At 66.4% G+C, this 23,643-nt stretch carries 20 protein-coding genes; 17 read left to right on the plus strand and 3 right to left on the minus strand.

What is annotated here, in order from left to right; translation table 11 throughout:
* Positions 1-177: 177 nt before the first annotated feature.
* On the minus strand, positions 178-1,830 hold the full coding sequence (gene aceB, locus AC1C2O_RS16880) for a malate synthase A (RefSeq protein ID WP_495431602.1): 1,653 nt from the start codon (positions 1,828-1,830) through the stop codon (positions 178-180).
* Positions 1,831-2,101: 271 nt separating this feature from the next.
* On the opposite strand from aceB, the gene AC1C2O_RS16885 reads away from it, so the two are divergent.
* The 4 genes from AC1C2O_RS16885 to AC1C2O_RS16900 all read left to right on the plus strand — a co-directional run bounded on the left by AC1C2O_RS16885 (position 2,102) and on the right by AC1C2O_RS16900 (position 6,558).
* On the plus strand, positions 2,102-3,553 hold the full coding sequence (locus tag AC1C2O_RS16885; protein ID WP_495431603.1) for a helix-turn-helix domain-containing protein: 1,452 nt from the start codon (positions 2,102-2,104) through the stop codon (positions 3,551-3,553).
* A 312-nt stretch (positions 3,554-3,865) separates the two neighbouring features.
* Entirely contained in the window at positions 3,866-4,693 is an 828-nt protein-coding gene (locus AC1C2O_RS16890; RefSeq protein ID WP_495431604.1) for a hypothetical protein, read from the plus strand.
* Positions 4,694-4,748: 55 nt separating this feature from the next.
* Positions 4,749-5,174 (plus strand): MarR family winged helix-turn-helix transcriptional regulator, encoded by a 426-nt coding sequence (locus AC1C2O_RS16895; protein WP_495431605.1) that lies wholly within the window; start codon positions 4,749-4,751, stop codon positions 5,172-5,174.
* A complete protein-coding gene (locus tag AC1C2O_RS16900) occupies positions 5,167-6,558 on the plus strand; it encodes an MFS transporter (RefSeq protein WP_495431606.1) in 1,392 nt (463 codons plus the stop codon). The genes AC1C2O_RS16895 and AC1C2O_RS16900 overlap by 8 nt, the downstream gene beginning before the upstream one ends.
* 82 nt (positions 6,559-6,640) lie before the next feature.
* Here AC1C2O_RS16900 and AC1C2O_RS16905 read toward each other — a convergent pair whose 3' ends face one another.
* Positions 6,641-7,294, minus strand: a complete 654-nt coding sequence (locus AC1C2O_RS16905) for an amino acid deaminase (RefSeq protein ID WP_495431607.1) — start codon at positions 7,292-7,294, stop codon at positions 6,641-6,643.
* Positions 7,295-7,449: 155 nt separating this feature from the next.
* Here AC1C2O_RS16905 and AC1C2O_RS16910 point away from each other — a divergent pair, with 155 nt between their 5' ends.
* From AC1C2O_RS16910 to AC1C2O_RS16935, 6 genes are read left to right on the plus strand one after another with little or no spacing between them, the layout of a single operon-like run.
* Positions 7,450-8,151: an HAD family hydrolase gene (locus tag AC1C2O_RS16910; protein ID WP_495431608.1), complete on the plus strand. Its 702-nt coding sequence runs from the start codon at positions 7,450-7,452 to the stop codon at positions 8,149-8,151.
* A gap of 2 nt (positions 8,152-8,153) precedes the next feature.
* Complete coding sequence (locus AC1C2O_RS16915; protein ID WP_495431609.1) at positions 8,154-9,140, plus strand: phosphate/phosphite/phosphonate ABC transporter substrate-binding protein; 987 nt, start codon at positions 8,154-8,156, stop codon at positions 9,138-9,140.
* A complete protein-coding gene (phnC, locus tag AC1C2O_RS16920) occupies positions 9,141-9,962 on the plus strand; it encodes a phosphonate ABC transporter ATP-binding protein (RefSeq protein ID WP_495431610.1) in 822 nt (273 codons plus the stop codon).
* A gap of 44 nt (positions 9,963-10,006) precedes the next feature.
* Positions 10,007-10,822, plus strand: coding sequence for a phosphonate ABC transporter, permease protein PhnE (phnE, locus tag AC1C2O_RS16925; protein WP_495431611.1), 816 nt, complete (start codon positions 10,007-10,009; stop codon positions 10,820-10,822).
* Positions 10,819-11,649, plus strand: coding sequence for a phosphonate ABC transporter, permease protein PhnE (gene phnE / locus AC1C2O_RS16930; RefSeq protein ID WP_495431612.1), 831 nt, complete (start codon positions 10,819-10,821; stop codon positions 11,647-11,649). The genes phnE (AC1C2O_RS16925) and phnE (AC1C2O_RS16930) overlap by 4 nt, the downstream gene beginning before the upstream one ends.
* Complete coding sequence (locus AC1C2O_RS16935) at positions 11,630-12,484, plus strand: MurR/RpiR family transcriptional regulator (protein WP_495431613.1); 855 nt, start codon at positions 11,630-11,632, stop codon at positions 12,482-12,484. Before phnE (AC1C2O_RS16930) ends, AC1C2O_RS16935 begins: the two co-directional genes overlap by 20 nt.
* 99 nt (positions 12,485-12,583) lie before the next feature.
* Here the strand turns inward: AC1C2O_RS16935 and AC1C2O_RS16940 are convergent, their stop codons facing one another.
* Positions 12,584-14,104: a PucR family transcriptional regulator gene (locus tag AC1C2O_RS16940; RefSeq protein ID WP_495431614.1), complete on the minus strand. Its 1,521-nt coding sequence runs from the start codon at positions 14,102-14,104 to the stop codon at positions 12,584-12,586.
* A gap of 129 nt (positions 14,105-14,233) precedes the next feature.
* On the opposite strand from AC1C2O_RS16940, the gene gabT reads away from it, so the two are divergent.
* The 7 genes from gabT to AC1C2O_RS16975 all read left to right on the plus strand — a co-directional run bounded on the left by gabT (position 14,234) and on the right by AC1C2O_RS16975 (position 23,581).
* Positions 14,234-15,595, plus strand: coding sequence for a 4-aminobutyrate--2-oxoglutarate transaminase (gabT, locus tag AC1C2O_RS16945; RefSeq protein ID WP_495431615.1), 1,362 nt, complete (start codon positions 14,234-14,236; stop codon positions 15,593-15,595).
* A gap of 28 nt (positions 15,596-15,623) precedes the next feature.
* Positions 15,624-17,096, plus strand: a complete 1,473-nt coding sequence (locus AC1C2O_RS16950) for an NAD-dependent succinate-semialdehyde dehydrogenase (protein ID WP_495431616.1) — start codon at positions 15,624-15,626, stop codon at positions 17,094-17,096.
* Positions 17,097-17,107: 11 nt separating this feature from the next.
* On the plus strand, positions 17,108-18,469 hold the full coding sequence (locus tag AC1C2O_RS16955; RefSeq protein WP_495431617.1) for an NAD-dependent succinate-semialdehyde dehydrogenase: 1,362 nt from the start codon (positions 17,108-17,110) through the stop codon (positions 18,467-18,469).
* A 383-nt stretch (positions 18,470-18,852) separates the two neighbouring features.
* Complete coding sequence (locus tag AC1C2O_RS16960) at positions 18,853-19,560, plus strand: FadR/GntR family transcriptional regulator (protein ID WP_495431618.1); 708 nt, start codon at positions 18,853-18,855, stop codon at positions 19,558-19,560.
* A gap of 126 nt (positions 19,561-19,686) precedes the next feature.
* Positions 19,687-21,090, plus strand: a complete 1,404-nt coding sequence (locus AC1C2O_RS16965; protein ID WP_495431619.1) for a four-carbon acid sugar kinase family protein — start codon at positions 19,687-19,689, stop codon at positions 21,088-21,090.
* Positions 21,091-21,134: 44 nt separating this feature from the next.
* Entirely contained in the window at positions 21,135-22,025 is an 891-nt protein-coding gene (locus AC1C2O_RS16970; RefSeq protein WP_495431620.1) for an NAD(P)-dependent oxidoreductase, read from the plus strand.
* A 131-nt stretch (positions 22,026-22,156) separates the two neighbouring features.
* On the plus strand, positions 22,157-23,581 hold the full coding sequence (locus tag AC1C2O_RS16975; RefSeq protein WP_495431621.1) for a GntP family transporter: 1,425 nt from the start codon (positions 22,157-22,159) through the stop codon (positions 23,579-23,581).
* Positions 23,582-23,643: the final 62 nt, after the last annotated feature.

Consider the following 23,643-nt stretch of genomic DNA (forward strand, 5'->3'; position numbering starts at 1 on the left):
ATGGTGTCTCACGCAGAACCTGTCGCAGAACGTCGGGAATGGTGTCTCACGCCGAACCTGTCGCAGAACGTCGGGAATGGTGTCTCACGCAGAACCTGTCGCGGAACGTCGGGAATGGTGTCTCACACACGACGGAGGGCCGGATGCCTCAGCATCCGGCCCTCCGAGCATCCAGGGTCAGTCGGTCTCAACAAAGAATTTTGAGTATGCCGACAGAGTCAGGAACGCCGGGAACTCCTTACCCAGCGACACCTCACGGAACACCTCTGCGGCGTCATCGAAGCGGTCGCCGGCCGAACGCGTTGCCTGCGCCAGCACTTCGCCGATCAGGCCCTCGATGTACTCGGCCGTGATGCGGGTGCCGTCCTCGGTGGCGCGATCCTGGTGGATCCACTGCCACACCTGCGAGCGCGAGATCTCGGCGGTCGCGGCATCCTCCATCAGGTTGTCGATCGCCACCGCCCCGAGCCCGCGCAGCCAGGCCTCGATGTAGCGGATCGCAACCGACACGTTGCCGCGGACGCCGGCCGCAGTGATCGGGCGCCCGATGCGCAGGTCGAGCAGGTCGCTTGCCCGCACGTTCACGTCGTCGCGCTGGCGATCGATCTGGTTCGGGCGGTCGCCCAGCACTGCGTCGAACTCCGCCTGAGCCGTGGGGATCAGGTCAGGGTGCGCCACCCAGGTGCCGTCGAATCCGTCTCCGGCTTCGCGCTTCTTGTCTGCGGAGACCTTTTCGATGGCGGCTGCTGTCACCTCTGGATCGCGGCGGCTCGGGATGAATGCGCTCATGCCGCCGATCGCGAAGGCGCCGCGCTTGTGGCACGTCTTCACGAGCAACTCGGTGTAGGCCCGCATGAATGGGACGGTCATCGTGATCTCGCTGCGGTCCGGCAGCACGAAGCGTGCGCCGCGGCCGCGGTAGTTCTTGATGATCGAGAAGATGTAGTCCCAGCGTCCGGCGTTCAGCCCTGCGCAGTGGTCGCGCAGCTCGTACAGGATCTCGTCCATCTCGAACGCCGCGGGCAGCGTCTCGATCAGGACGGTCGCGCGGATCGTGCCGTGCTCGATGCCGATGTAGTCCTCGGCGAAGGTGAACACGTCATCCCACAGCTTCGCCTCTTCGCTGGATTCGATCTTGGCGATGTAGAAGTACGGGCCGCGACCAGAATCGATCAGCGCCTTCGCGTTGTGCAGGAAGTAGAGCCCGAAGTCCACCAATGACGCGGATGCCGCCATGCTGCGGCCCGTGCGATCGATGAAGGTCAGGTGCTTCTCGACGAGGTGCCAGCCGCGCGGACGCATCACGATCGTCGGGGTCTGCTCGGCCGTGACCTCGTAGCGCTTGCCCTCGGGAGAAGTGAAGCTCAGCTCGCCGCGAATGGCGTCGCGCAGCGACAGCTGGCCGCCGATCACGTTCTGCCAGGTGGGGCTCGTGGCATCCTCTTGGTCAGCAAGCCAGACCTTCGCACCGGAGTTCAGCGCGTTGATGGTCATCTTCGGGTCGGTCGGGCCGGTGATCTCGACGCGGCGATCTTCGAGCCCGGGGCCGGCGCCGGCAACGCGCCAGTTGGCGTCGTCGCGGATGTGACGAGTGTCGTCGCGGAAGCTGGGGTCGTGGCCGCTGCCGATCTCGAAGCGGCGACGCATGCGGTCGGCGAGCCGGTCGTGACGGCGTGAGGCGAAGCGGTGGTGCAGCTCGGTGAGGAACGCGATCGCCTCGGGGGTGAGGATCTCATCGAACCGTTCGCGCACGGGCCCGGTGACGTGGAGGGCCGGCCCCTGCTGGATTGTCTGGGTTGGAGCGGTGGTGGGTGCAGCTGACGTGTGCATGATGAGGTCCTTTCATGAGGTGCGTCCCAGAAGATGCGGGTGCGGCTGGAGCGGAGCCGCACTTTCTGTGACGCGGAGGTGGAGGATGTCAGAAGGTGCGGGTGCGGGCGGTGGTGACCCGCATCTTCTGTGCCATGGGCTTGATGGCCCAGGAGACGGTGGTGTGAGCTGAGTGGCTTGACACCCACTCTGGGTGAAGTTCTGGCATCCAACTGCACATTCGCGGGGTGAAGAATCGTCAAAATTCTGCTTTCGTGACAGAATCGGCCGCATGAGCACCGCAGACGTTGCAGAAGACACCGACGCCCTCACAATCGGGCGGCGCATCCGACAGCTCCGCACGGCCCGAGGAATGACGCTCGAAGACCTCGCGTCTGCGGTCGATCGCGCACCCAGCCAGCTGTCGATGATCGAGACCGGCAAGCGCGAGCCGAAGCTCACGCAACTGCAGGCCATCGCGCGGGCGCTCGGTACCGGCATCGACGCGCTGATGGAGGGCGAACCGCTCGATGAGCGCAGCGCCGTCGAGATCGCGCTGGAGCGGGCGATGAAGGGGCAGACGTTCCGGGCGCTCGGCATCGAGCCATTCCGCATCGCGAAGAGCGTGCCGACGGATGCATTGAAGGCCTTGCTCTCACTGCACGGTGAGATCGACCGGCTGAGGGATGAGCGTGCCGCGACGCCGGAAGAAGCGCGCCGCGCAAACGTCGAACTGCGCCACCTCATGCGCAGGCAGGACAATCACTTCGCTGATCTCGAAGCGAAAGCATCCGAGATTCTGACTGCCGTCGGGCATCCTGGCGGTCCGCTGACTCAGCGCACGGCATCCGAGATCGCCGCCTATCTGGGGTTCACGCTGCACTATGCGCCCGACCTGCCGCAGACCACGCGCAGCGTCGCCGATCTCGCGAACGGCCGGCTGTATCTGTCGAGCAGCGTGCCGGCGAAGGGCGATGCGCGCACCGCCGTTCTCCAGGCACTATCGAGCCGGATGCTCGGGCACGCCGAGCCGCGCAGCTATGCCGAGTTCCTGCGCCAGCGGGTGGAGACGAACTATCTGACCGGCGCGCTGCTCATCCCGGAGGCACACGTCGTGCCGGCGCTGAAGGCCGCGAAGGAGCGCCGGGCGATCTCGATCGAAGACCTTCGCGACGCCTACTCGGTGTCATATGAGACCGCGGCGCACCGGTTCACGAACCTCGCGACCCGGCACCTCGACATTCCGGTGCACTTCCTCAAGGTGCACGAGTCGGGCACGATCACCAAGGCGTACGAGAACGACGACGTGAACTTCCCGACCGATCGGCTCGGATCGATCGAAGGGCAGATGTGCTGCCGCCGATGGACCAGTCGCGTCGTGTTCGATGAGGACGACCGGTTCAACCCGTACTACCAGTACACCGACACGGGCAACGGCACCTACTGGTGCACGGCCAGGGTGGAGGCGTCGAGCGAGGGCCTGCACTCGGTGAGCGTCGGCGTGCGCTTCGACGACACGAAATGGTTCGTCGGGCGAGACACTCAGAACCGCGGCGTCTCGAAGCACTCGGTCGAGGTGTGCTGCCGCCGGGCTCCAGCCGATCTCGAGGAACGTTGGCGCGAGCACTCCTGGCCGAATGTGAAGACTCCGCGGACGCTGCTTGCGACTCTGCCGACCGGGTCTTTCCCCGGGGTGGATACGACGGATGTGTACGAGTTCTTGGAGGCTCACGCGCCGCGGTGATGTGGGCTTGGCCCGGCGACGCCCGGTGGGGCAGGGCTTGGCCCGGCGACGCCGGGGGAGGCCGGCGGGCCCCACGGCGTCGGTGAGACACCACGCCATTCGGGGCTGTCACCTCGGTGCGTGAAACACCATCGCGGGCGTGGTGTCTCACGCAGCGGATGTCGCGCAACGCCCGGGATGGCGCTTCACGCGCGCCGAGAATGGCTTTGCCGCACGAAACAGGTGCAGCGTGGACCTGCCCCGTGCGGGAAACCCATTCTCGGCGATGGCGGATGCATTCCCGCTAGCCTGGCTGCGGGACGGGGAGGGCATATGGCGCAACAGAGCGACGATATGACGGAGGATGGGCGACAGTTGCGTGAGGAAATCCGGTCGCTGGTCAGCGGTGCGAACCTGGTGGCGTTGATCGTGACGGTCGCTCTGGGAGTCTGGGGCGTCTTCGAAACGATGACGGATGCCGGTGGTGACCGGTTCTGGGGGAACCTCGCGATCGCAGCCCCGAGTGTTTATGCCGGATGGTGCATGCTCGAGATGACCTGGCGTCGCGTCGATTCAGTGTCGCCGCTGCTGCTCCGGCTCGTTTCGGCGTGCCTGATTGCTCCGGCGATCGCGGCGGTTCCTATCGCCGTCATTCAAGCGATCGCGGTGGCATTCCCCGGGGTGCGCGACGTGATCATTCAGGCGACCGACCAGAACAGCGGCTTCCACTACTTCTGGAGCGAAGGTCTGGTCAGCCAGCTGTACCTGCTGCCGATTGCCGGCTATGCGATCGGTGCGTGCGTCGCACTGGGGATCGCACTCATCATCGTGCTGCCGGTTCTCTCGGTGCGCAGTCCGGGGGTCGTCGGGGCAGACTCGCACATCCAGCATGTCGAGTCGGGCAAGCGCACCTCGACCACAGCCTTCGTGTTCATCGGCCTCAGCATCACCACGCTCGGAATCGTGCTGTGGGCCTTCGGTGATGGTGGCTCCATCACGGAATTCCCCGAGGACCTCGGGCGCCTAATGAACGCACTTTCGTACGGGTACTTCTACTGGGACCAGGCGATGTGGTTGTTAGGCGTGGTCTTCGTGGTCGTCGGCGTGCTGACGATGGGCTGGGGCTGCGCGCGAGTGCTCTCGGCGCGCTCGCGCGCCTGAGGCGGTAGCCGAAGATAGACAACTAGATTGATCAATTTGGTTGTACAATAGTCGGATGCCTGATGCACGCCTTGCTTCCCAGTTCCGCAGCGCACTGCGGCCATTGATCCGTCGCTTCAACACAGAGCGGACGATCTCACTGGGAAAGGCCGGCATCCTGCACCGACTGGTCCAAAAGGGTCCTGCGACGGCATCCGAGCTCGCGGTGTCAGAGCGGATCTCCCCTCAAGCCGTCGCGACGGCGCTGCGCGAGTTGGAAGAGTTGTCCTTCGTTGCGCGAGTGCGTGACGAAGCCGACCGCCGCAAGGTGATGGTCGCGATCACTGAGCAGGGCCATTCTGCATTGGAGAGCGAACGCGAAGCGGGCACGGGTTGGCTCGCCGAGGCACTGCTCGAGCGGCTCGATGAGTCGGAGCGTGCGGTGCTGGCATCCGCTGTTCCCGTATTGCGCAAGCTCATGGCGGAGCCCACGGGTGAGTGAGGGGGCGCAGGGGAAACGACTGCTCCCGGCGCTCGTCTATGCGGCGCTGTCGACGGCGATCGTCAGCTCGCTGGGCATGCTGCTGGTGCCCACGATCTCGCAGGAGCTTCATGTCTCGGTGAGTACCGCGCAGTGGATGCTGACGATCAACCTGCTCGTCGGCGCCATCGCAACCCCTGTGATGGGGCGGATGAGCGATGGTCGGCACAAGAAAGGACTGCTGATCACTGCGCTTGCCGTGATCCTCGTCGGTTCGGTCGTCGCCGCACTAGCGACGAACTTCACGATCTTTCTGATCGGGCGCGCGCTGCAGGGGCTGAGCTACGGCATCGTGCCAGTGACGATCGCGCTCGCTCGACGCTATCTGCCGCCGGAGAAGAGCACACCTGGTATCGCCAGCCTGTCCGTGACGGTGGCAACGGGGCTCGGCATCGGATACCCGCTGACCGGAATCATCGCAGGAGCGCTCGACTACCAGTGGGCGTTCTGGTTCGCCGCGCTGTTCGTCATCACCGCGATGGTCGTGGTGATCGTCGCCGTCCCGGCCGGGCCTGACCGTCAGGCGCCGCAGGCGCGGTTCGACGTACCAGGGGCAACTGTGCTCGCCTTCGGGCTTGCCGCGCTGCTGCTCGCCGTCAGCGAAGGAGCGGTCTGGGGTTGGGTGACGCTGCCGACGCTGGGCTGCTTCGCGGTGGCACTCGTGCTGCTCACTGGCTGGGTTCTGCTGGAACTGCGCGTCGAGCATCCGCTGATCAATCTGCGCGTGCTGCGCAGCCGAGATGCCCTCATCGCGAACCTGACCGCGATCACGCTCGGCACGGTGATGTACATGGCATTGTCTATCGGCAGCCTCATCGCACAGGCCCCGGCCGAGACCGGGTATGGCATTGCACTGCCGGTGTTCTGGGCCGGTTTCGTGATGTTTCCGTTCTCCGTCGGAAGTTTCACCGCCAACCGGATCGTGCGGCATCTGGCGAAGCAGATCCGGATGGCCACCCTGCTGCCAATCGGCGCTGCACTGGTTACCACCGCTTCACTGCTGCTGTTGTTTGCGCACGATGAGCTCTGGGAAATTCTGGTTGGGATGCTCCTGGTGGGCATGGGCGTCGGCACGACCTATGCCGCAATGCCCGCTCTCATTGCGCGTAGCGTCGTCGCCGCAGAACTGGGTAGCGCGGTGAGCTTCAACCAGGTGCTGCGCACCGTCGGCGGATCGTTCGGCAGTGCGTTCTCCGGTGCCGTGCTTGCCGCGCATCTCGGGGCGGACGGGCATCCGACGGCCGACGGATTCTTCCTTGCTCTCGCGCTCGCCGCAGGGGGCTGCGCCGCCGTGCTGGTCGGCCTGCTCGTTGAGCGCTTCCGCGCAGGACTCACATCCGGTTGATGCGCTGGCGAAAATGGGTTTAGAGCACGAGACAAGCGCAGGGGAGTCCTGTCTCATGCGAGAAAGCCATTCTCGCGGGGCGTCACACGGCGTTCCAGCGCAGCCGCGGCTCGGCGTCGAACTCCTCTAGCAGCGCGGCGACATCGGCTACGGGGAACGTGGTGATGAGCAAGGGTTCTGCAGCGGATGCCACGGCATACGCCAGCGCGCCAGCCCCGGCCGTGGCGCTGAGCGCAACGACCGTCTCGCGGCCGTTGACGACGAGGGTGCGCGAGGCTGTGGGCGTCGCCAGCAGTGCGGCCGAAGCATCCGTCGCCCGCTCCAACAATGTCGAATCACCTGCCCACGGCACGAACGCGTCATCTGCCAGACCGTACGCGCTGGCGAGGTCGGGCCCGAGCCAGCGCTCCCGCTTGAGGCCATAGGGCGTCGACACTCGCGAGAGCAGATAGCCGTAGCAGTGCAGCACCCCGGCGTTGCCGACCGGCCACGTTGCCTCGGCGCCGGCGAGCTCGTGGAGATGCTCGAACACCGCCCGCTTCAGCACCGGCTTGCCGACCTTCTCGTCGATCACGGTGGATCGCCCCCAGACGTCGAAGCGGCCCTCGGCGCGGTCGCGAGCGATGCTCGTCGTCAACCAGTCGAGCACGCCTACGGCGGCTGCGGCATCCGATGCGGTGTCGCGCGCAGCGCGGGCGGAGGCGGCATCAAGGAAATGAACGGCGGGTTCGGTCACGGCGACAACACTAAGCGACCGAGAGAAAAGAACTGCGGCCGAGAGTAAGAACTGTTTACACGCTGTTCACGAGATGTGGTCAGATCGTCCATAGAGCCATTCCATACTGGACGAAGCGTCCACGCTGTACGAGAGAACGCGAGAGAAAGCACCCTGTGAACAACCGCACCACCATCATCTTCGACTTCGACGGCACAATCGCCCTCGGCGACGGCCCAGTGTTCGCCTACGCACAGCAGGTGGCCGCAGAGCTCGGCAATCCGATCGGATTCATCGACGGCATCCGCGAAGCCCTCGCCGCCGGCGACGAAGGCTCACTCGACGGCTACGACACCGTGCGTCGTGCGGCCGAGGCTGCAGGTGCGGATGCCGCACAGCTCAGCCGTGCCTATCTCGCCAGCCGCGGTCAACTCGCCACCGAGCTCGCGCCGATCACCGCACCCGATGGCCTCGCCGAGTTCCTCGCAGACGCCGGCGCCGGTGCCGACCGCATCCTTGTCACCAATGCCCCCGACATCCGCCTCACCGAAGCGCTCGAAGCGCTTGGTCTGAACGGCCTCTTCGACCGCATCGTGACGGGCGCAGGCAAGCCCGCAGGCCTCGACGCTGTTCTTGAGGATTTGCCCACGGATGCCAGGGTGCTCAGCATCGGCGACATCTGGCACAACGATCTCGCGCCCGTTCATCGTCGCGGCCAGGCGACCGCCCTTGTTGGCGACTTCGCCGACCCCGATGCCGTACCCACCTTTCGCGCCCCGACCCTCACCGCGCTGCTGCCTGCGCTGCAGGAATGGCTGGGCGCCACCCACGATCTCACCGACTCCGCCACTCACACCCATACCCATACCGAAGGATGATCATGCGAACTTCTACTCTTCGTCGCTCTGCAACCGGTCTTGCCGCTGTCGGCGTACTGCTGACTGTCGCGCTCGCCGGCTGTTCCGCAAGCCCGGCTGAGGGCGAAGCCGTCACTCCGGCCGCTGACCCCGAATCGCTCGTGCTTGCACTGGTCCCCTCGCAGGACCAGGACGGCCTCGTCGACACCGCCGCTCCGCTGACCGAGTACCTCTCCGAGGAGCTCGGCATCGAGGTCACCGGTGTGGTCTCGAAGGACTACCAGGCTGCTGTCGAAGCCATGGGCGCGGGCCAGGCGCAGATCGGCTTCCTCCCGTCGCTGCAGTTGTGGCAGGCAAACGACATGTATGACGCATCCGTTGTGTTGCAGACCGAGCGCAACGGCAACATCACCTACCCCGCGCAGTTCATGACGATCAACCCCGACAAGTACTGCGATGACACCCCGGTCGAGCGCGATGGGATGCTGTTCTGCAACGGCGCCGACGCGATGAGTGGCCCCGCGGGCCTTGACAGCATCGACAAGGTTGAGGGTGCAAACGTCGCCGTCCTCGGCCCCGGCTCTCCGGCCGGCTACATCTACCCGATCCTCGCGCTGCAGGAGGCGGGCCTCGACACCGACAACGACATCCAGCAGATCCCGGTGACGGCGAACGACGCATCCGTTCTCGCGGTCTACAACGGCGACGCCGAGGTTGGCTTCAGCTTCTGGGATGCCCGCACCATTGTCGTCAAGGACACCCCGGATGTCGGCGAGAAGGTCGTCGTCTTCGCTCTGACCGAGGAGATCCCGAACGACGGCGTCGCGCTGTCAGCGGACCTCTCGCCTGAACTGCAGGAGCGCATCACCACCGCGCTCGCCGAGTTCTCTGACACCGAAGAGGGCTCCGCGATCCTGGAGAGCGTCTACTCGATCACCAAGCTCGCACCGGCCAACCCGGATTCCCTCGACGTCGTCGCTCGTGCGGCGCAGGCTCTGGGACTGCAGTAAATGCCCGACCTGATTCACACCGTGGACGTCGCAGCTTCGGCTGCGGCGTCCACGCCGTGGTCCATCCGGCTCGACGACGTCACCGTGCGCTATCCGAACGGCACCGTCGGGCTGAAGAACGTTTCGCTCGACATTCCCGCCGGGTCAATGATTGCCGTTGTCGGACTCTCCGGTTCTGGCAAGTCGACGCTCATCCGCACGATCAACGGCCTCGTGCCCGTCACCGGCGGAACGCTGGATGTGGGGGAGCATCGTGTCAGCGGCGCAAAGCCCCGGGCGCTCCGCCGACTGCGCGGCGATATCGGCATGGTGTTCCAGGGCTTCAACCTCGCCGGGCGCGCGAACGTGCTGCAAAACGTCCTGGTCGGACGTCTCGCGCACACCCCGCTGTGGCGCACCCTGCTCGGCACGTACTCCGAGAGCGACAAGCAGCTCGCCTACCGTGCGCTCGACAGCGTCGGCATCCTGTCCAAGCTCTACCAGCGTGCCTCGAACCTGTCCGGCGGTCAGCAGCAGCGCGTCGCGATCGCCCGTGCCCTCGCGCAGGAACCGCGCATCGTGCTCGCCGATGAGCCGGTCGCGAGCCTTGATCCGCCCACGGCGCACGGCGTGATGGCAGACCTTCGCCGCATCAACCGCGACCTCGGCATCACGGTGGTCGTCAACCTGCACCTGCTCGACCTCGCCCGCGAATACGGCGTGCGGATGATCGGGATGCGCGCAGGCGAGGTCGTCTACGACGGACCTGCCGCAAGCGCCACGGATGCGGACTTCGAGGCGATTTACGGGCGCTCGATCAGCCCGGAAGATCGACTGTCGTGAGCAGCGCGACGCCACTAGAACGAAACGGGCCAGAACGGAACGGGGTGGATCGGAGCCAGCTCGAGCAGAAGCCGCTCGAGCTGCCCGAGCGGCCGGGTGGCCGGTGGAAGGCGCCAGCGATCGCTCTCGTGATCGTGGCGATCACTGTCGTGATGTGTCTGCCCGGCATCGGCATCGATGTGGACTTCGGCGCGATCGCGCGTAACTGGCAAAATGGCGCGGGCAAGATCCTGCAGCTGCTCGTGCCGGACTGGAGCTTCTTCCCACGCACGGTCGCACCTCTCATCGAGACGCTGCAGATGGCAGTCATCGCCACCGCGATCGGTGCCCTGGTGTCGCTGCCGCTGAGTTTCTGGGCCGCGCGCAGCACCAACCCGAATGCGCCGGCGCGAATCATCGTCCGCGGCATCCTGAACATTGTCCGCAGCGTGCCGGATCTGCTCTACGCGGCGGTCCTCGTCGCGATGGTCGGAGTCGGGGCGCTGCCGGGCATCCTGGCGCTGCTGCTGTTCAACGTCGGCATCCTCGTCAAGCTCGTTTCCGAGGCAATCGACACGAACGACGCGGGTCCCCTTGAGGCCGGCCGCGCAGTCGGGGCCACCCAGGCGAAGATCAACCGCACTCTCGCGCTGCCCGATGCCTGGCCCGCGTTCGCGAACCAGACGCTGTACGTGTTCGAACTCAACGTCCGCGCATCCACCGTTCTCGGCCTCGTCGGCGCGGGCGGCATGGGACTGCTCATCGACGCAGTGCGCACCTTCTACCGCTACGACCAGCTGTCGTTGATCATCCTGGAGATACTCGTGGTCGTCGTCGTGATCGACGTTGTCAGCTCCGCCATTCGACGGAGGCTGGTATGAGCGCCGCTATCACCGTGCCCCACAAGATCGCCGTGCCCCGCAAGCCGCGCAGGCCTTGGCTCGTCGCGGGCTGGGTCGTCGTCACCGGTATCGTCGTGCTCGCGTTCTGGTCGATCGACATCAACTGGGTGCGGCTTGCCGATCTGCCGGCCGAGATCATCCGGTATCTGTTCCTTATGTTCGGCTCGCCGAACTGGGAGAAGCTCCCAGAGGCGCTGTGGCAGACCTGGCGAAGTGTCGAAATGGCGTGGGTCGGCACTGTCCTCGGCATCCTGCTCGCCACTCCTTTGAGCCTGTTTGCCGCGCGTGGATTCGGTCCGGCGTGGTTGCGTGCGCTGCTGCGCGGCTTCTTCTCGCTGATCCGGGCGGTACCAGAGATCATCATCGCGATCGTGATTCTCTCGGTCACCGGTCTCACACCCTTCACCGGCGCACTGGCGCTCGCGATCAATGGCATCGGCACGCTCGGCAAATGGGGTTATGAGGCCGTCGAAGGTGTCGCACCTGGCCCGATCGAAGCCGCCCGTGCGGCCGGAGGCAGCACCTCGCAGGTGCTGCGCTGGGGAGTGTGGCCGCAGGCCGCTCCCACCTTCTGGTCGTTCTGGCTCTACCGCTTCGAGATCAACGTGCGCTCCTCCGCGGTGCTCGGCCTGATCGGCGTCGGCGGAATCGGTGACATGCTCACCTCGTACACGCAGTACCGTGAGTGGTCAACGGTGGGCGTTCTGCTCATCGTCGTCATCATCGTCACGATGCTGATCGACTGGGCATCCGGCGCGATCCGCCGCCGCATCATGGAGGGAGCCCGTGCCCGTGTTCTCGTCTAGTACGCCGCCGTCGGTGCGCATCGCCAGCGTGGGAAACACGCTCGGACCCAGCGAACGTCGCGTCGCGGAGCTGATCTCTGAGCAGCCGGATGCCGTCGTGGAATGGACCGCGCAGGAGCTCGCCGACCGCGCAGGCGTGGGGCGGGCGACCGTCGTGCGCGCGTGCCAGAGTTTCGGCTATCGGGGCTATCCGCAGTTGCGGGTGGCGCTCGCCGCCGAACTTGGTCAGGCGGGCGATACGGTCGCAGATCATGGCCCCGGCGTGCTCGGGCGGATGCGCAGCGAGATCGATCGGGTCGCGGCATCCCTGCCGGCGCTGGCGAGTCTGCTGGATCCGGATGATGTGGCCGAAGCCGTGCGCCTCGCGGCATCCTCGGGGCGATTGCTCGTGCTCGCCAACGGGCTGTCGTCGCCGATCGCGAGTGATCTGGCGATGCGGCTGACGGCATCGGGGCGTCCGGCGGAGTTCATTGCCGACGCGATCGCACAGCAGATCGCCGCGCGGCACCTCACCGCCGTCGATGTCTGCCTGATCATCAGCGGGTCCGGCGCGAACGAGGCGACGCTGCGCGTTGCTGCGGCGGCAGCTCGCGGCGGGGCGAAGGTCATCGCGGTGACGTCGTTCGCTTCGTCGGCGCTGACCGAGCTTGCAACGCTGTCGCTGGTGATCACACCGAGCGGTGTGAGCTTCCGCGATGAGTTGGAGCACACCTCGCGCGTCGCCTATTTGGTGTTCACCGAGGTCTTCGCGGCTGCTGTGGCTGCTGAGCGCGGTGCCGACGCGCGCGAGGCCCGCACGCACGCGATGGAGATTGTGTCCGACAACCTGGGCTGAGCGGGCGGGCCCGCTGCCGACGCCCCTGGTTGTCGCCCGCGCCCCATGCTGCCAGCGTCGGTGCCCCGGGGCGTCGGCGACACCCCGGGGCACCGACGGTCAATGGGATGCGAGGAGTAGCGACCATAGCTCCGCACGGGCGGGGAACGTTGCGAGGTCCACATCCAGGAGCTTGGATGCCTTCGCCACGCGCGAGCGCAGCGTGTGGCGATGGATGCCGAGAGCTGAGGCGGCGGATTCGAACCGGGCGTCGTGCTCGAGCCAGACCCGCAGTGACTGCTCAAGGTCCGCGTCATTCTCGCGCAGCGGTGCGAGCCGCGACTCTGCGATCAGGCGTGCATCATCGGTGGCGAGGGCAGACAGGATGCCGGATGCCGCCGTCTCGGCGAAGCGGGTCGCCCCTGGATTCGTGCCACCGCTGCCGCCCCGCCGCAGCGCACTGAGCGCCTGCGCATGCGCGCGGGAGAACGCCGAGTACGGGGTCGCTTCCGAGACGCCGATGCGGATGCCGAAGCGCTCCGCGGCCTCGTCGAGCAGCACAGCATCCGCCTCCGGCAGGCAGATCACGATGCCGTTCCCAGAGCCATGAGCCGAGTTAGAGCCCGAGCCGTCATCCGACACCGCGAGGAACGATCGTGATCCGCGCTCCGCTCGGCGTCGCTCCCACCACTCCTCCAGCGCTTCGGGGAGGGCGCCCACTGCCACCGCCACGATGACGTGCCCTGTCGGCAGCGACGAGAGCACGCGCCGAGCCAGCGTCTCATTGTCGAGCAAGAGTGACTGAAGTAGCTGCGTGTGCAGGCGGCGGCGTTCGCTGACGAACTGATCGGTCTGCTCGAGGGCCAGCCCCGCCATCGCGATGACCGACGTGACGACGGCGCGTGCCTCGGCATCCAGCGACGCGGTAGCGATCGCGATCACGCCGCGCAGACCTCGCGGGCGACCGAGTGTGAACAGTTGCATCGTCTGCTCGTCGACCACGATCGAGCGACCGGTCTCCGCTCCTCGCGTCAGCACTTCTGCGACGTGCCCCGCAAGGATCTCTCGCGTCGGGGCGGGGATCCCGCCAGGCGGATGCTCGATCGTGAGCGTGCCGGACGCATCGAACATCGCCACCCAGGCGTCGAGCCGGCGACCGAGTTCGCTGATGATCGCAGCCAGCCCGTGCCTGCGAAGAGCCGCCACGGCCAACGCCCGCTGCGTGTCCAGCGCCCAACTGCGCCTGGCGTATGCCTGAGCAGCAATCGCTTCGGCGTGCGCACGGGCAACGGCGATGAACGGTGTGCGATATGGCACCTCGAACAGCGGCAGCCCCGACTCGTCGCACGCCGCGACCAGATCGGACGGAAGCTCAGGATGCCGAACACCAGTGCCGAACCCGAGACCGATGACACCCCGCGCAGTCAGCTGCGCGACATACGCGGATGCCGTGACCGATCCGTCGAGCTGGCTTCCGGTCGTCAGCAGTGCCAGATCGTCGGCGAGGAAGGGCGTCGGATCGGCGAGGTCGGTGGAGTGCACCCAGCGCAGCGGGCGGTCCAAGGCATCCGGCGCTCCTGAGACCAATCGCAACCCGAGCTCTGGATCGCGCAGCAGCCCGCGCAGCGTCGGCTGATCCATTGGCATCCTTCATTTCCCGAGATTCCCGAGTTTCCCGAGTTTCCGAGATTGTACGTTCGGGCGATCTCTTAGCCGAGATTGTACAGGGCGGCGAGTGCGCCGTGATGAGACCAGGCATACGCTCGCAATATGGCACTCCACGACGCAGCGACGACAGCTCTTCCTCTCGGCGGCCCCGAGCTCGCCCAGGAACGACGCCTCATCACGGCGCTACCAGGGCCGCGCTCCGCAGAGATCCTCGCGCGCAAGGCTGAAGCGGTGCCCACGGGTGTCGCACACACCGTGCCGATCGCCGCCGTCGCAGCAGGCGGGGGAGTCGTGGTCGATGCCGACGGAAACTCCCTCATCGACCTGGGTAGTGGCATCGCCGTCACGACGATAGGCAACGCGCATCCGAAGGTTGCAGCGGCGATCGCCGCTCAGGCCGCGCGCTTCACTCATACGTGTTTCATGATCTCCCCGTATGAGGAGTACATCGCCGTGGCCGAGGCGCTCAATCGCCTCACGCCGGGAAGCTTCGCGAAGAAGACCGCGCTGTTCAACTCCGGCGCCGAAGCCGTCGAGAACGCCGTCAAGATCGCCCGCAAGAACACCGGCCGCCCCGCCGTCATCGCCTTCGAGCACGGATACCACGGCCGCACCAACCTGACGATGGCGCTCACGGCGAAGGCTATGCCGTACAAGAGCGGCTTCGGACCGTTTGCGCCCGAGGTCTACCGTGCGCCCCTGTCGTACCCGTTCCGCGACGGACTCTCTGGCACCGAAGCCGCAGCCCGTGCGATCACGCAGATAGAGAAGCAGGTGGGCGCCGACAGCACTGCTGCCGTAGTGATCGAGCCGATCCAGGGGGAGGGGGGATTCATCGTCCCCGCAGACGGGTTCCTTCCCGCCATCGTCGAATGGTGTCGAGCGAACGGCGTCGTCTTCATCGCCGACGAGGTGCAGACCGGCTTCGCTCGCACCGGCACGATGTTCGCCAGCGAGCAGTTCGGCATCGAACCAGACCTCATCGCCACTGCGAAGGGCATCGCGGGTGGACTCCCCCTCGCCGCCGTCACCGGGCGTGCCGAGATCATGGATGCCGCCCACGCCGGCGGACTCGGCGGCACTTACGGTGGCAACCCGATCGCCTGCGCGGCCGCGCTCGCCGCGATCGACGTCTTCGAGAACGACGGGATGCTGCAGCGCGCACAGCAGATCGGCACACTGCTGCATCTGCGTCTGAACGCGCTTCAGGGAGCGGACTCGCGTATCGGCGACGTCCGCGGACGCGGGGCGATGACGGCGATCGAATTTGTCGATCCCGCCACAAAGGCTCCGGATGCCGCACTCACCGCCGATATCGCGAAGGCGTGCATTGCCGAGGGCGTGATCGTCCTCACCTGTGGGACTTTCGGCAACGTCATCCGCTTCCTTCCTCCACTCGCCATCAGTGACGATCTGCTGAACGAGGGCCTCGACGTCCTCGAAGGCGTCCTCGCTGCAAATTGAAGACACACCACCCACCCGAGGAGTGACCATGAGCACCATCGCACCGAACGAGCACGCACTGCTCGACAGTATTCCGACAGGCCTCTTCATCGGCGGGGAGTGGGTCGAGGCCGAAGGCGGGCGCACCTTCGACGTGCACGATCCGGCGACCAACGCTGTGATCCGCTCGATCGCCGACGCGACCCCGGCCGACGGCATCCGTGCACTTGACGCTGCCGTCGCCGCGCAAGAAGGGTGGGCCGCGACCGCACCGCGCGAGCGTAGTAACATCCTGCGCCGCGCTTTCGACCTCGTGCAGGAGCACAAGGAAGATCTCGCCCTGCTGATGACACTCGAGATGGGCAAGCCGCTCGCCGAGGCACGCGGAGAGGTCGTCTACGGCGGCGAGTTCCTGCGCTGGTTCAGCGAAGAAGCAGTGCGCATCTCCGGCCGCTACGGCAGCAACCCTGAGGGCACGGGGCAGATGATCGTCTCGCAGCGTCCGGTTGGGCCGTCGTTCTTCATCACGCCATGGAACTTCCCGTTCGCGATGGCCACACGCAAGATCGCCCCCGCGCTCGCCGCCGGCTGCACCGTGGTGATCAAGCCCCCGGCGCTCACGCCACTGACGACGATCTTCTTCACGAAGCTGCTCGAAGAGGCGGGGCTCCCTAAGGGCGTCGTCAACGTCGTGCAGACCTCGTCGTCATCGAAGGTATCGGCGCCGATCATCGCCGACCCACGGCTGCGCAAACTCTCCTTCACCGGATCGACCGAGGTCGGCCGCAAACTCATCGCGCAGGCAGCGGAGGGCGTGCTGCGGGTCTCGATGGAACTCGGCGGCAACGCCCCGTTCGTCGTCTTCGAAGACGCCGATCTCGACAAGGCGGTTGACGGCGCGATGGCAGCGAAGTTCCGCAACATCGGCCAGGCGTGCACAGCTGCGAACCGCTTCATCGTGCACGCATCCGTCGCCTCGGAGTTCGCCGATCGAGTCTCCGAGCGGGTCAAAGCGATGACGATCGGACGCGGTACCGAAGACGGCGTCACGATCGGCCCGCTGATCGACGCGGATGCTGTGGCCAAGGCATCCGCTCTTGTCGATGACGCGGTCGGACGCGGCGCCCGCCTGCTTGCCGGCGGATATGCCATCGAGGGAGAGGGCAGCTTCTTCCAGCCGACCGTGATCACCGATGTCGCGGCGGGCAGCGACATCCTCCGCGAGGAGATCTTCGGCCCGGTGCTCGCGATCGCCACCTTCGAGACCGAGGAGGAGGGCGTGCGCCTCGCGAACGACACCGAGTACGGCCTGGTGTCGTATGTCTTCACCGAGGATCTCGCCCGCGGGCACCGCATGATCGACGCACTCGAGACCGGCATGATGGGCCTCAACATCGGAGTCGTCTCGAACGCGGCCGCTCCCTTCGGCGGAGTCAAGCAGTCGGGTGTCGGGCGCGAGGGCGGTGCCGAGGGCATCCACGAGTACCTGTCCACGAAATACACGCTCGTCCCGAACAGCTGAGGGAGAACACCATGACCGACTACGCCGTGATCAACCCCGCAACGGGGGAGACCCTCGCCGAATACGACACGTTCACGGATGCCCAGATCGATGATGCCGTCGCTCGGGCGCATGTCGCGGCATCCGTTTGGGGCGCCACCGCGCCCGAAGAGCGCGCCACTGTGATCCGTCGGATCGCCGCGCTGCACCGCGAACGCAGTGCGGAACTCTCCGCGATCATCGTGCGTGAGATGGGTAAGCCCATCGCCGCGGCCGAGGGCGAGGTTGACTTCGCCGCCGACATCATCGAGTACTACGCCGACAACATCGAGCAGATCACGGCCGACCAGCCGCTGAAGATCCTTGGCGACGGCACGGCGATCATTCGGCGCTCGCCGTTGGGTGCGCTGCTTGGCATCATGCCGTGGAACTTTCCGGCCTACCAGGTCGCGCGCTTCGCGGCTCCGAACCTCGCCATCGGCAACACGATCATTCTCAAGCACGCGTCGCAGTGTCCGGAATCTTCCGCCGCGCTCGAGGCGATCTACCGGGATGCCGGTCTGCCCGACGGCGCATACATCAACGTCTACGCGAGCAACGAGCAGGCGGCGACGATCATCGCCGACCAGCGCGTGCGAGGGGTGTCAATCACCGGATCCGAGCGCGCCGGCGCCGCGGTCGCCGAGGTCGCAGGGCGCCACCTGAAGAAGGTCGCGCTCGAGCTCGGCGGGTCAGACCCTTTCATCCTGCTCTCCACCGACGATATGGATGCCGTCGTGCAGGCCGCCGTGGATGCGCGCCTCGACAACAATGGTCAGTCCTGCAACGGTGCCAAGCGCTTCATCATCATCGATGGGCTGTATGACTCCTTCGTGGAGAAGTTCGTCGCCGCGCTCGCCGCGGTCAGCGCCGAAGATCCGACGCAGGAGGAGACCGTGCTCGGTCCGCTGTCTTCACTCGCGGCGGCCGAGCGGCTGCAGGCGCAGATCGACGATGCTGTGGCACAGGGTGCGACGCTGCTCACCGGAGGCACCCACGACGGCGCATTCTTCGCCCCAACGGTGCTCGCTGATGTGATGCCCGAGATGGATGTGTATCGCGAAGAACTGTTCGGCCCGGCCGCGGTCGTATATCGCGCGGCCGATGAGGATGCGGCCGTCGTGATTGCGAATGACACGCCCTTCGGGCTCGGCTCGTACGTCTTCACGATCGATGCGGCACAGGCCGAGCGCGTGGCTGACCGCATCGAGGCTGGCATGGTCTACGTGAACCTCGTGCTCGCAGACAGCCCTGAGTTGCCCTTCGGTGGCGTCAAGCGCAGCGGCACTTCGCGCGAGCTGGGGATGCTGGCGGCCGATGAGTTCGTCAACAAGAAGCTCATCCGCACGGCGTAAGCCCGGCCGGCCCGGCCTGGGGGTCGCAGATGGTCGCATGGAACCAGGTTTGGCGGCCATGTGCGACCCCTCCCGCGCGGGCTCCCAGCGGCGGGTGTCGCACTTGGCCGCTTGAGGACGGGGTTGGCGGCCATCTGCGACCCCCGCGCTGGGGAGCAATGGCAGGGGTCGCACATGGCCGCTTGAGGACGGGGTTGGCGGCCATCCGCGACCCCTCTTGCGCGGGCTGCCAGCGGCGGGTGTCGCACTTGGCCGCTTGCGAGCGGGGGAGGCGACCATCTGCGACCCCTCCCGCGCCCGCCCTCCCCGCCCGCCCGCCCTCCCGTCGCCGTGACTCGCCGTGTGCGGCGCACCGGGCCCCGACGCCGCGCTACCTTGGATGCATGAAGCCCGAACGCGTCTCCCGCACGCAGTCCGTCGTGGACGGCCTGCTCGATGCGATCATCGCCGGACGCCTTGCAGCGGGTGAAACACTGCCCGCCGAGGCAGACCTCGCCACGCTGCTCGGGGTCTCGCGGCTGACACTCCGCGAAGGCGTGCGGCTGCTGCAGGCGCAGGGCGTCATCGTGCCGGTGCCCGGTAGCAGGCACCGAGTGGCTCCGGTGGATGAATGGACGGGGCTCGAAGCCGTCGTGCGGTACTCGCGCAGCGGGGGAGCGCGCCGTCGTTCCTCACTCGACCTGATCGACATGCGAGTGATGTTCGAGACCGGAGCGGCCGAACTCGCCGCACCCAAGTGCACTCCCGCGCACATCGAGCAGTTGGAGACCCACCTGGACAACATGCGCTCGGCGCATTCGCACGGCGATGTCCCTGGCTTCGTCGACGCGGACCTTGCCTTCCACGATGTGATCTTCGCTGCCGCTGACAACCGCATTCTCGTGGCATCCGTTCGTCCGCTCACCACCATGCTGCAGGATTCGCGCAGCGAGACCAGCTCGGTGCTCGAGATCCGCGAGCATGCGATCGCTGAGCATGCGTCGGTTTTGGATGCGATGCGCACCGGCTCTGCGGATGCTGCTCGGGAAGCGATGGTCAGCCATATGCGCCAGACCAGGGACGACCTGCTGCACTACGTGCTCGGCGAGTAGCCGAGTCCTCGGCGGATAGGCACGGATGACGCGGTTGCCGAAGTGCAGATTTAGGCGTAACCTCGTTATCTGATATCGGATAGCCCCGCCGAATCATCAGAATCACCTCTGAACGAAGGAGTTCCTGTGCACGTCGATGCGCTTCTCGCCTCGCTGCCGGCACCCGTCGAGATCGACGCCGCAGAAGTGCGTGCCTCTCTCGATCCGCAGGGTGTGCTCGTCGTCCTGGACGATGACCCCACCGGCACGCAGTCGGTCGCGAACCTTCCGGTGCTCACTCGCTGGGAGCACGAAGACCTCGCCGGAGCGTTCGCCACCGGCGCCGCAGCCGTTTACGTACTCACCAATACCCGCTCTCTCGATGAGTCCACGGCCATCGAGCGCAACCGAGAGGTCGTCGCCGTCGCGCTGGCCGCGGCATCCGAAGCAGGCTTGCACGTAACGTTCGTCTCGCGCAGTGACTCGACTCTGCGTGGGCACTTCCCGCTCGAGACCGACGTGCTCTCCGCCGAGATCGTCGCGCACGGCGGCGTCGCCCCCGAGTTGACGCTCCTCGTCCCTGCCTTCCCTGACGCTGGCCGCATCACGGTCAACTCCGTGCACTACTGGGTCGTGGACGGTGAGGCGACCCCGGTAGGGGAGACGCCCTTCGCCAAGGATGCGACCTTCGGATTCGCATCGTCCAACCTCCGCGACTGGGTCGAGGAGAAGACCGAGGGGCGGATGCCCGCCGACCAGGTCGCCGCCCTCACGATCGACATCATCCGCTCCGGCGTCGACGCCGTGGCATCCTTCCTGCGCGAACTGCCTTCCGGCTCTGTCGTCGCGGTCGATGTCGTGGCGGAATCCGACATGCGTGTGGTCGCCCTCGCGCTGCACCGGATGCAGGATCGCGAAGTACTGCTGCGCGTCGGCCCGCCGTATGTGCGCGCCCACATCGGGCAGGACATCGCCGAACCGGTGCGCGCAGAGGACATCCCGTTCGCCTACGAGCGCGGCGGACTTGTCGTTGTCGGCAGCCACGTGCCTCTCACCACCCAGCAGCTCGACGAGCTGCGCAGGCAGCGTCCTGACACCGTGACCATCGAGCTCGATGTGCGCAGCCTCATCGACGACCGTCGCGAGGCGCACCTCGATGCCCAGGCGGATGCCGTCGCCACAGCCCTCGCGAACGGATCGGTCATCGTGCACACCACGCGCGAACTCGTCACCGGCGCCAATGGAGACGAGAGCCTCGAGATCGCCCGCAAGGTCTCCAGCGGCGTCGTCGAACTGGTCCGCCGTGTGCTGGCGATCGCGCCACCGCGGTTCGTAATCGCCAAGGGCGGTATCACCTCGAGCGATGTCGCCAGCGAGGCGCTCGAGATTCGCCGTGCCACCGTGCTCGGCCCCATGCTCCCCGGCCTCGTCTCGCTCTGGCAGCCCCAGACCGGGCCTGCCGTCGGCATCCCGTACATCGTTTTCGCCGGAAACGTCGGCGATCCCGACTCGTTGGCCCGCGTCGTCGCGACGCTCGCCGATGCGAACTGAGACTGCGAACTGAAATCGCGAACTGAGAATTGAAAGGTACTGAAATGACATCCACTGTCGCCGTCATCGGTCTCGGAGCCATGGGCCTGCCGATGGCCACCCGTCTTGCTGAGCGTTTCGAGGTGCGCGGTTTTGACATCGCCGCCGAGCGCATCACTCTCGCCGCTGAGAAAGGCGTGAAGCCGGCGGCATCTGCGGCGGAAGCCGTCGCGGATGCTCAGGCAGTGCTCGTCGCTGTGCGCAACGGGTCCCAGCTGAACGACCTGCTCTTCGGCGAGACGGCACTCGCCTCGCACCTCGCCGACGGCGCAGTCGTCATCCTCACCAGCACGGTCGGCACCGACGGCATCGTCGAAATCGCAGACCGTCTCGCCGAGCACGGCGCCCAGCTGGTGGATGCTCCGCTTTCCGGTGGCCCTGTGCGCGCAGGCGTAGGCGATCTGCTGATCGTCGTCGGCGCGACACCGGCAGCCCTCCAGATTGCGCGCCCCGTGCTCGACCAGCTCGCCTCGACACTGTCGATCGTCGGCGAGAAGCCGGGCGACGGCCAGGCGCTGAAGACCGTCAACCAGCTGCTGTGCGGTGTGCACATCGCTGCCGCCGCCGAAGCGCTCGCTCTCGCAGATGCTCTCGGTCTTGACCGGGAGAAGACTCTCGAGGCTCTCACCGCAGGGGCAGCGAACTCGTTCATGCTCGGCAATCGTGGCCCGCGCTCGCTTCAGGCCTACGACGAAGAAGGTGCCGAGGTGCTCAGCCGCCTGGACATCTTCGTCAAGGACATGGGCATCGTTGGCAACGCGGCACGTGCCGCGCACCTGTCGACCCCCGTTGCGAATGCTGCCGAGCAGCTGTTCCTGCTCGGTGAGGCACAGGGTCTCGGCGCGCACGACGACTCCGCTGTGATCCGCGTGATCGCCCCCGCACGCCTTTCCTAACCTGAACTGACCCTGGCGCGACCGCGCCACGGACGGACACGGCGCGACCGCGCCACAGACTGACCCCGGCGCAACCGCGCCGCGAACCCCCTCGGCGCACTCGCGCCCAGAGAACTGAAAGAAGAGATCCAGTGACGCTCCCTCTTCCCGCGCTGATCGCGATCGGAATCGCAGGCCTCGCCCTGCTGCTCCTGCTGATCATCCGCTTCAAGATGCAGGCTTTCTACGCCCTGATCCTCGTCTCGATCGTGGTCGGCCTCGCGGCCGGCCTGCCGATGACGACGATCGCCGCGACGGAAAGTACGCCCGAACAGCTGGGCATCATCCAGGCGATCATCGCCGGTGTAGGCGGAACGCTCGGCTCGGTGGCCGTGCTCGTCGCACTCGGTTCGATGCTCGGCAAGATCATCGAACTCTCTGGCGGTGCGGATTCGCTCGCCGGCAAGTTCACGAAGTGGCTGGGCCCGAAGCGGGTCGGAATCGCTCTCGTTGTCGCCGCCGCGATTCTGGCGATCCCGGTCTTCTTCGATGCGGGATTCATCATCCTCGTGCCGATCATCTTCGCCTTCTCGAAGGTCGCCGGCCTCAACCCGATCAAGTTTGGCCTCCCCGTCGCCGGCATCATGCTCGCGGTGCACGTCGCCGTTCCGCCGCACCCCGGCATCGTCGGAGGCGCAACGATCCTCGGCGCAGACGTCGGCTGGATCACGATCTTCTCGCTCCTCATCTCGATCCCGCTCGCCGCGCTGGCGTTCTGGGCAGGCAAGCTCATCAACCGCCAAGAGTTCGCGATGATCGAGGCGACGAAGGAGATGTTCGACAACTTCGGCACCGAGAAGGCGTCCATCAACGCCGGCCTTCGCGACGGTGAGAAGGCACCGAGCGCCTTCACGGTGCTCGGGCTCATCCTGCTGCCGCTCGTGCTGATCATGCTCGGCACCGCCGTCGCCCCGGCGTTCGAGTCGGGCACCTTCTGGAACAGCTTCCTGTCGATGATCGGTCAGCCGATCTTCGCTCTCATGGTTGCCATCGCCGCGGCGATGTTCTTCCTTGGTGTGCGTCGCGGCTGGTCGCCTGCGAAGCTCGGCGAGGTCATGGAGTCGGCGCTGCCCGCAGCTGCCGTCATCATCCTCGTCACGGGTGCCGGTGGCGCCTTCGGCAAGATCCTCACCGAGACCGGTATCGGCGGCGCTGTCGCTGAACTGCTCGCAGGTAGTGGGATGCCGCTGCTGCTCGCCGCGTTCCTCATCTCGCTCATCATGCGCGCAGCTCAGGGCTCTGCGACCGTGGCCATCACGACCACGGCGGGCCTGTTGCTGCCGGCCGTTGCGGTGCTCGGTCTCGACACGATCCACATCGCGCTCGTCGCGATCGCCATCGGTTATGGCGCGCTCGGCCTCAGCCACGTGAACGACTCTGGCTTCTGGGTGGTCACCCGCTACCTCGGCCTGTCGGTCAAGGACGGCCTCCGCACCTGGACACCGCTGACCACCGTGCTCGGTGTCGCAGGATTCCTCATCACCTGGATTCTGTACGCGGCCATTCCGATGAGCTGACGACACCCCGACCCGAGAGGTCCCGGCATCCGCCCCAGACGGATGCCGGGACCTCTCGCTCT

This window comes from Microbacterium sp. Y355, assembly GCF_059445345.1.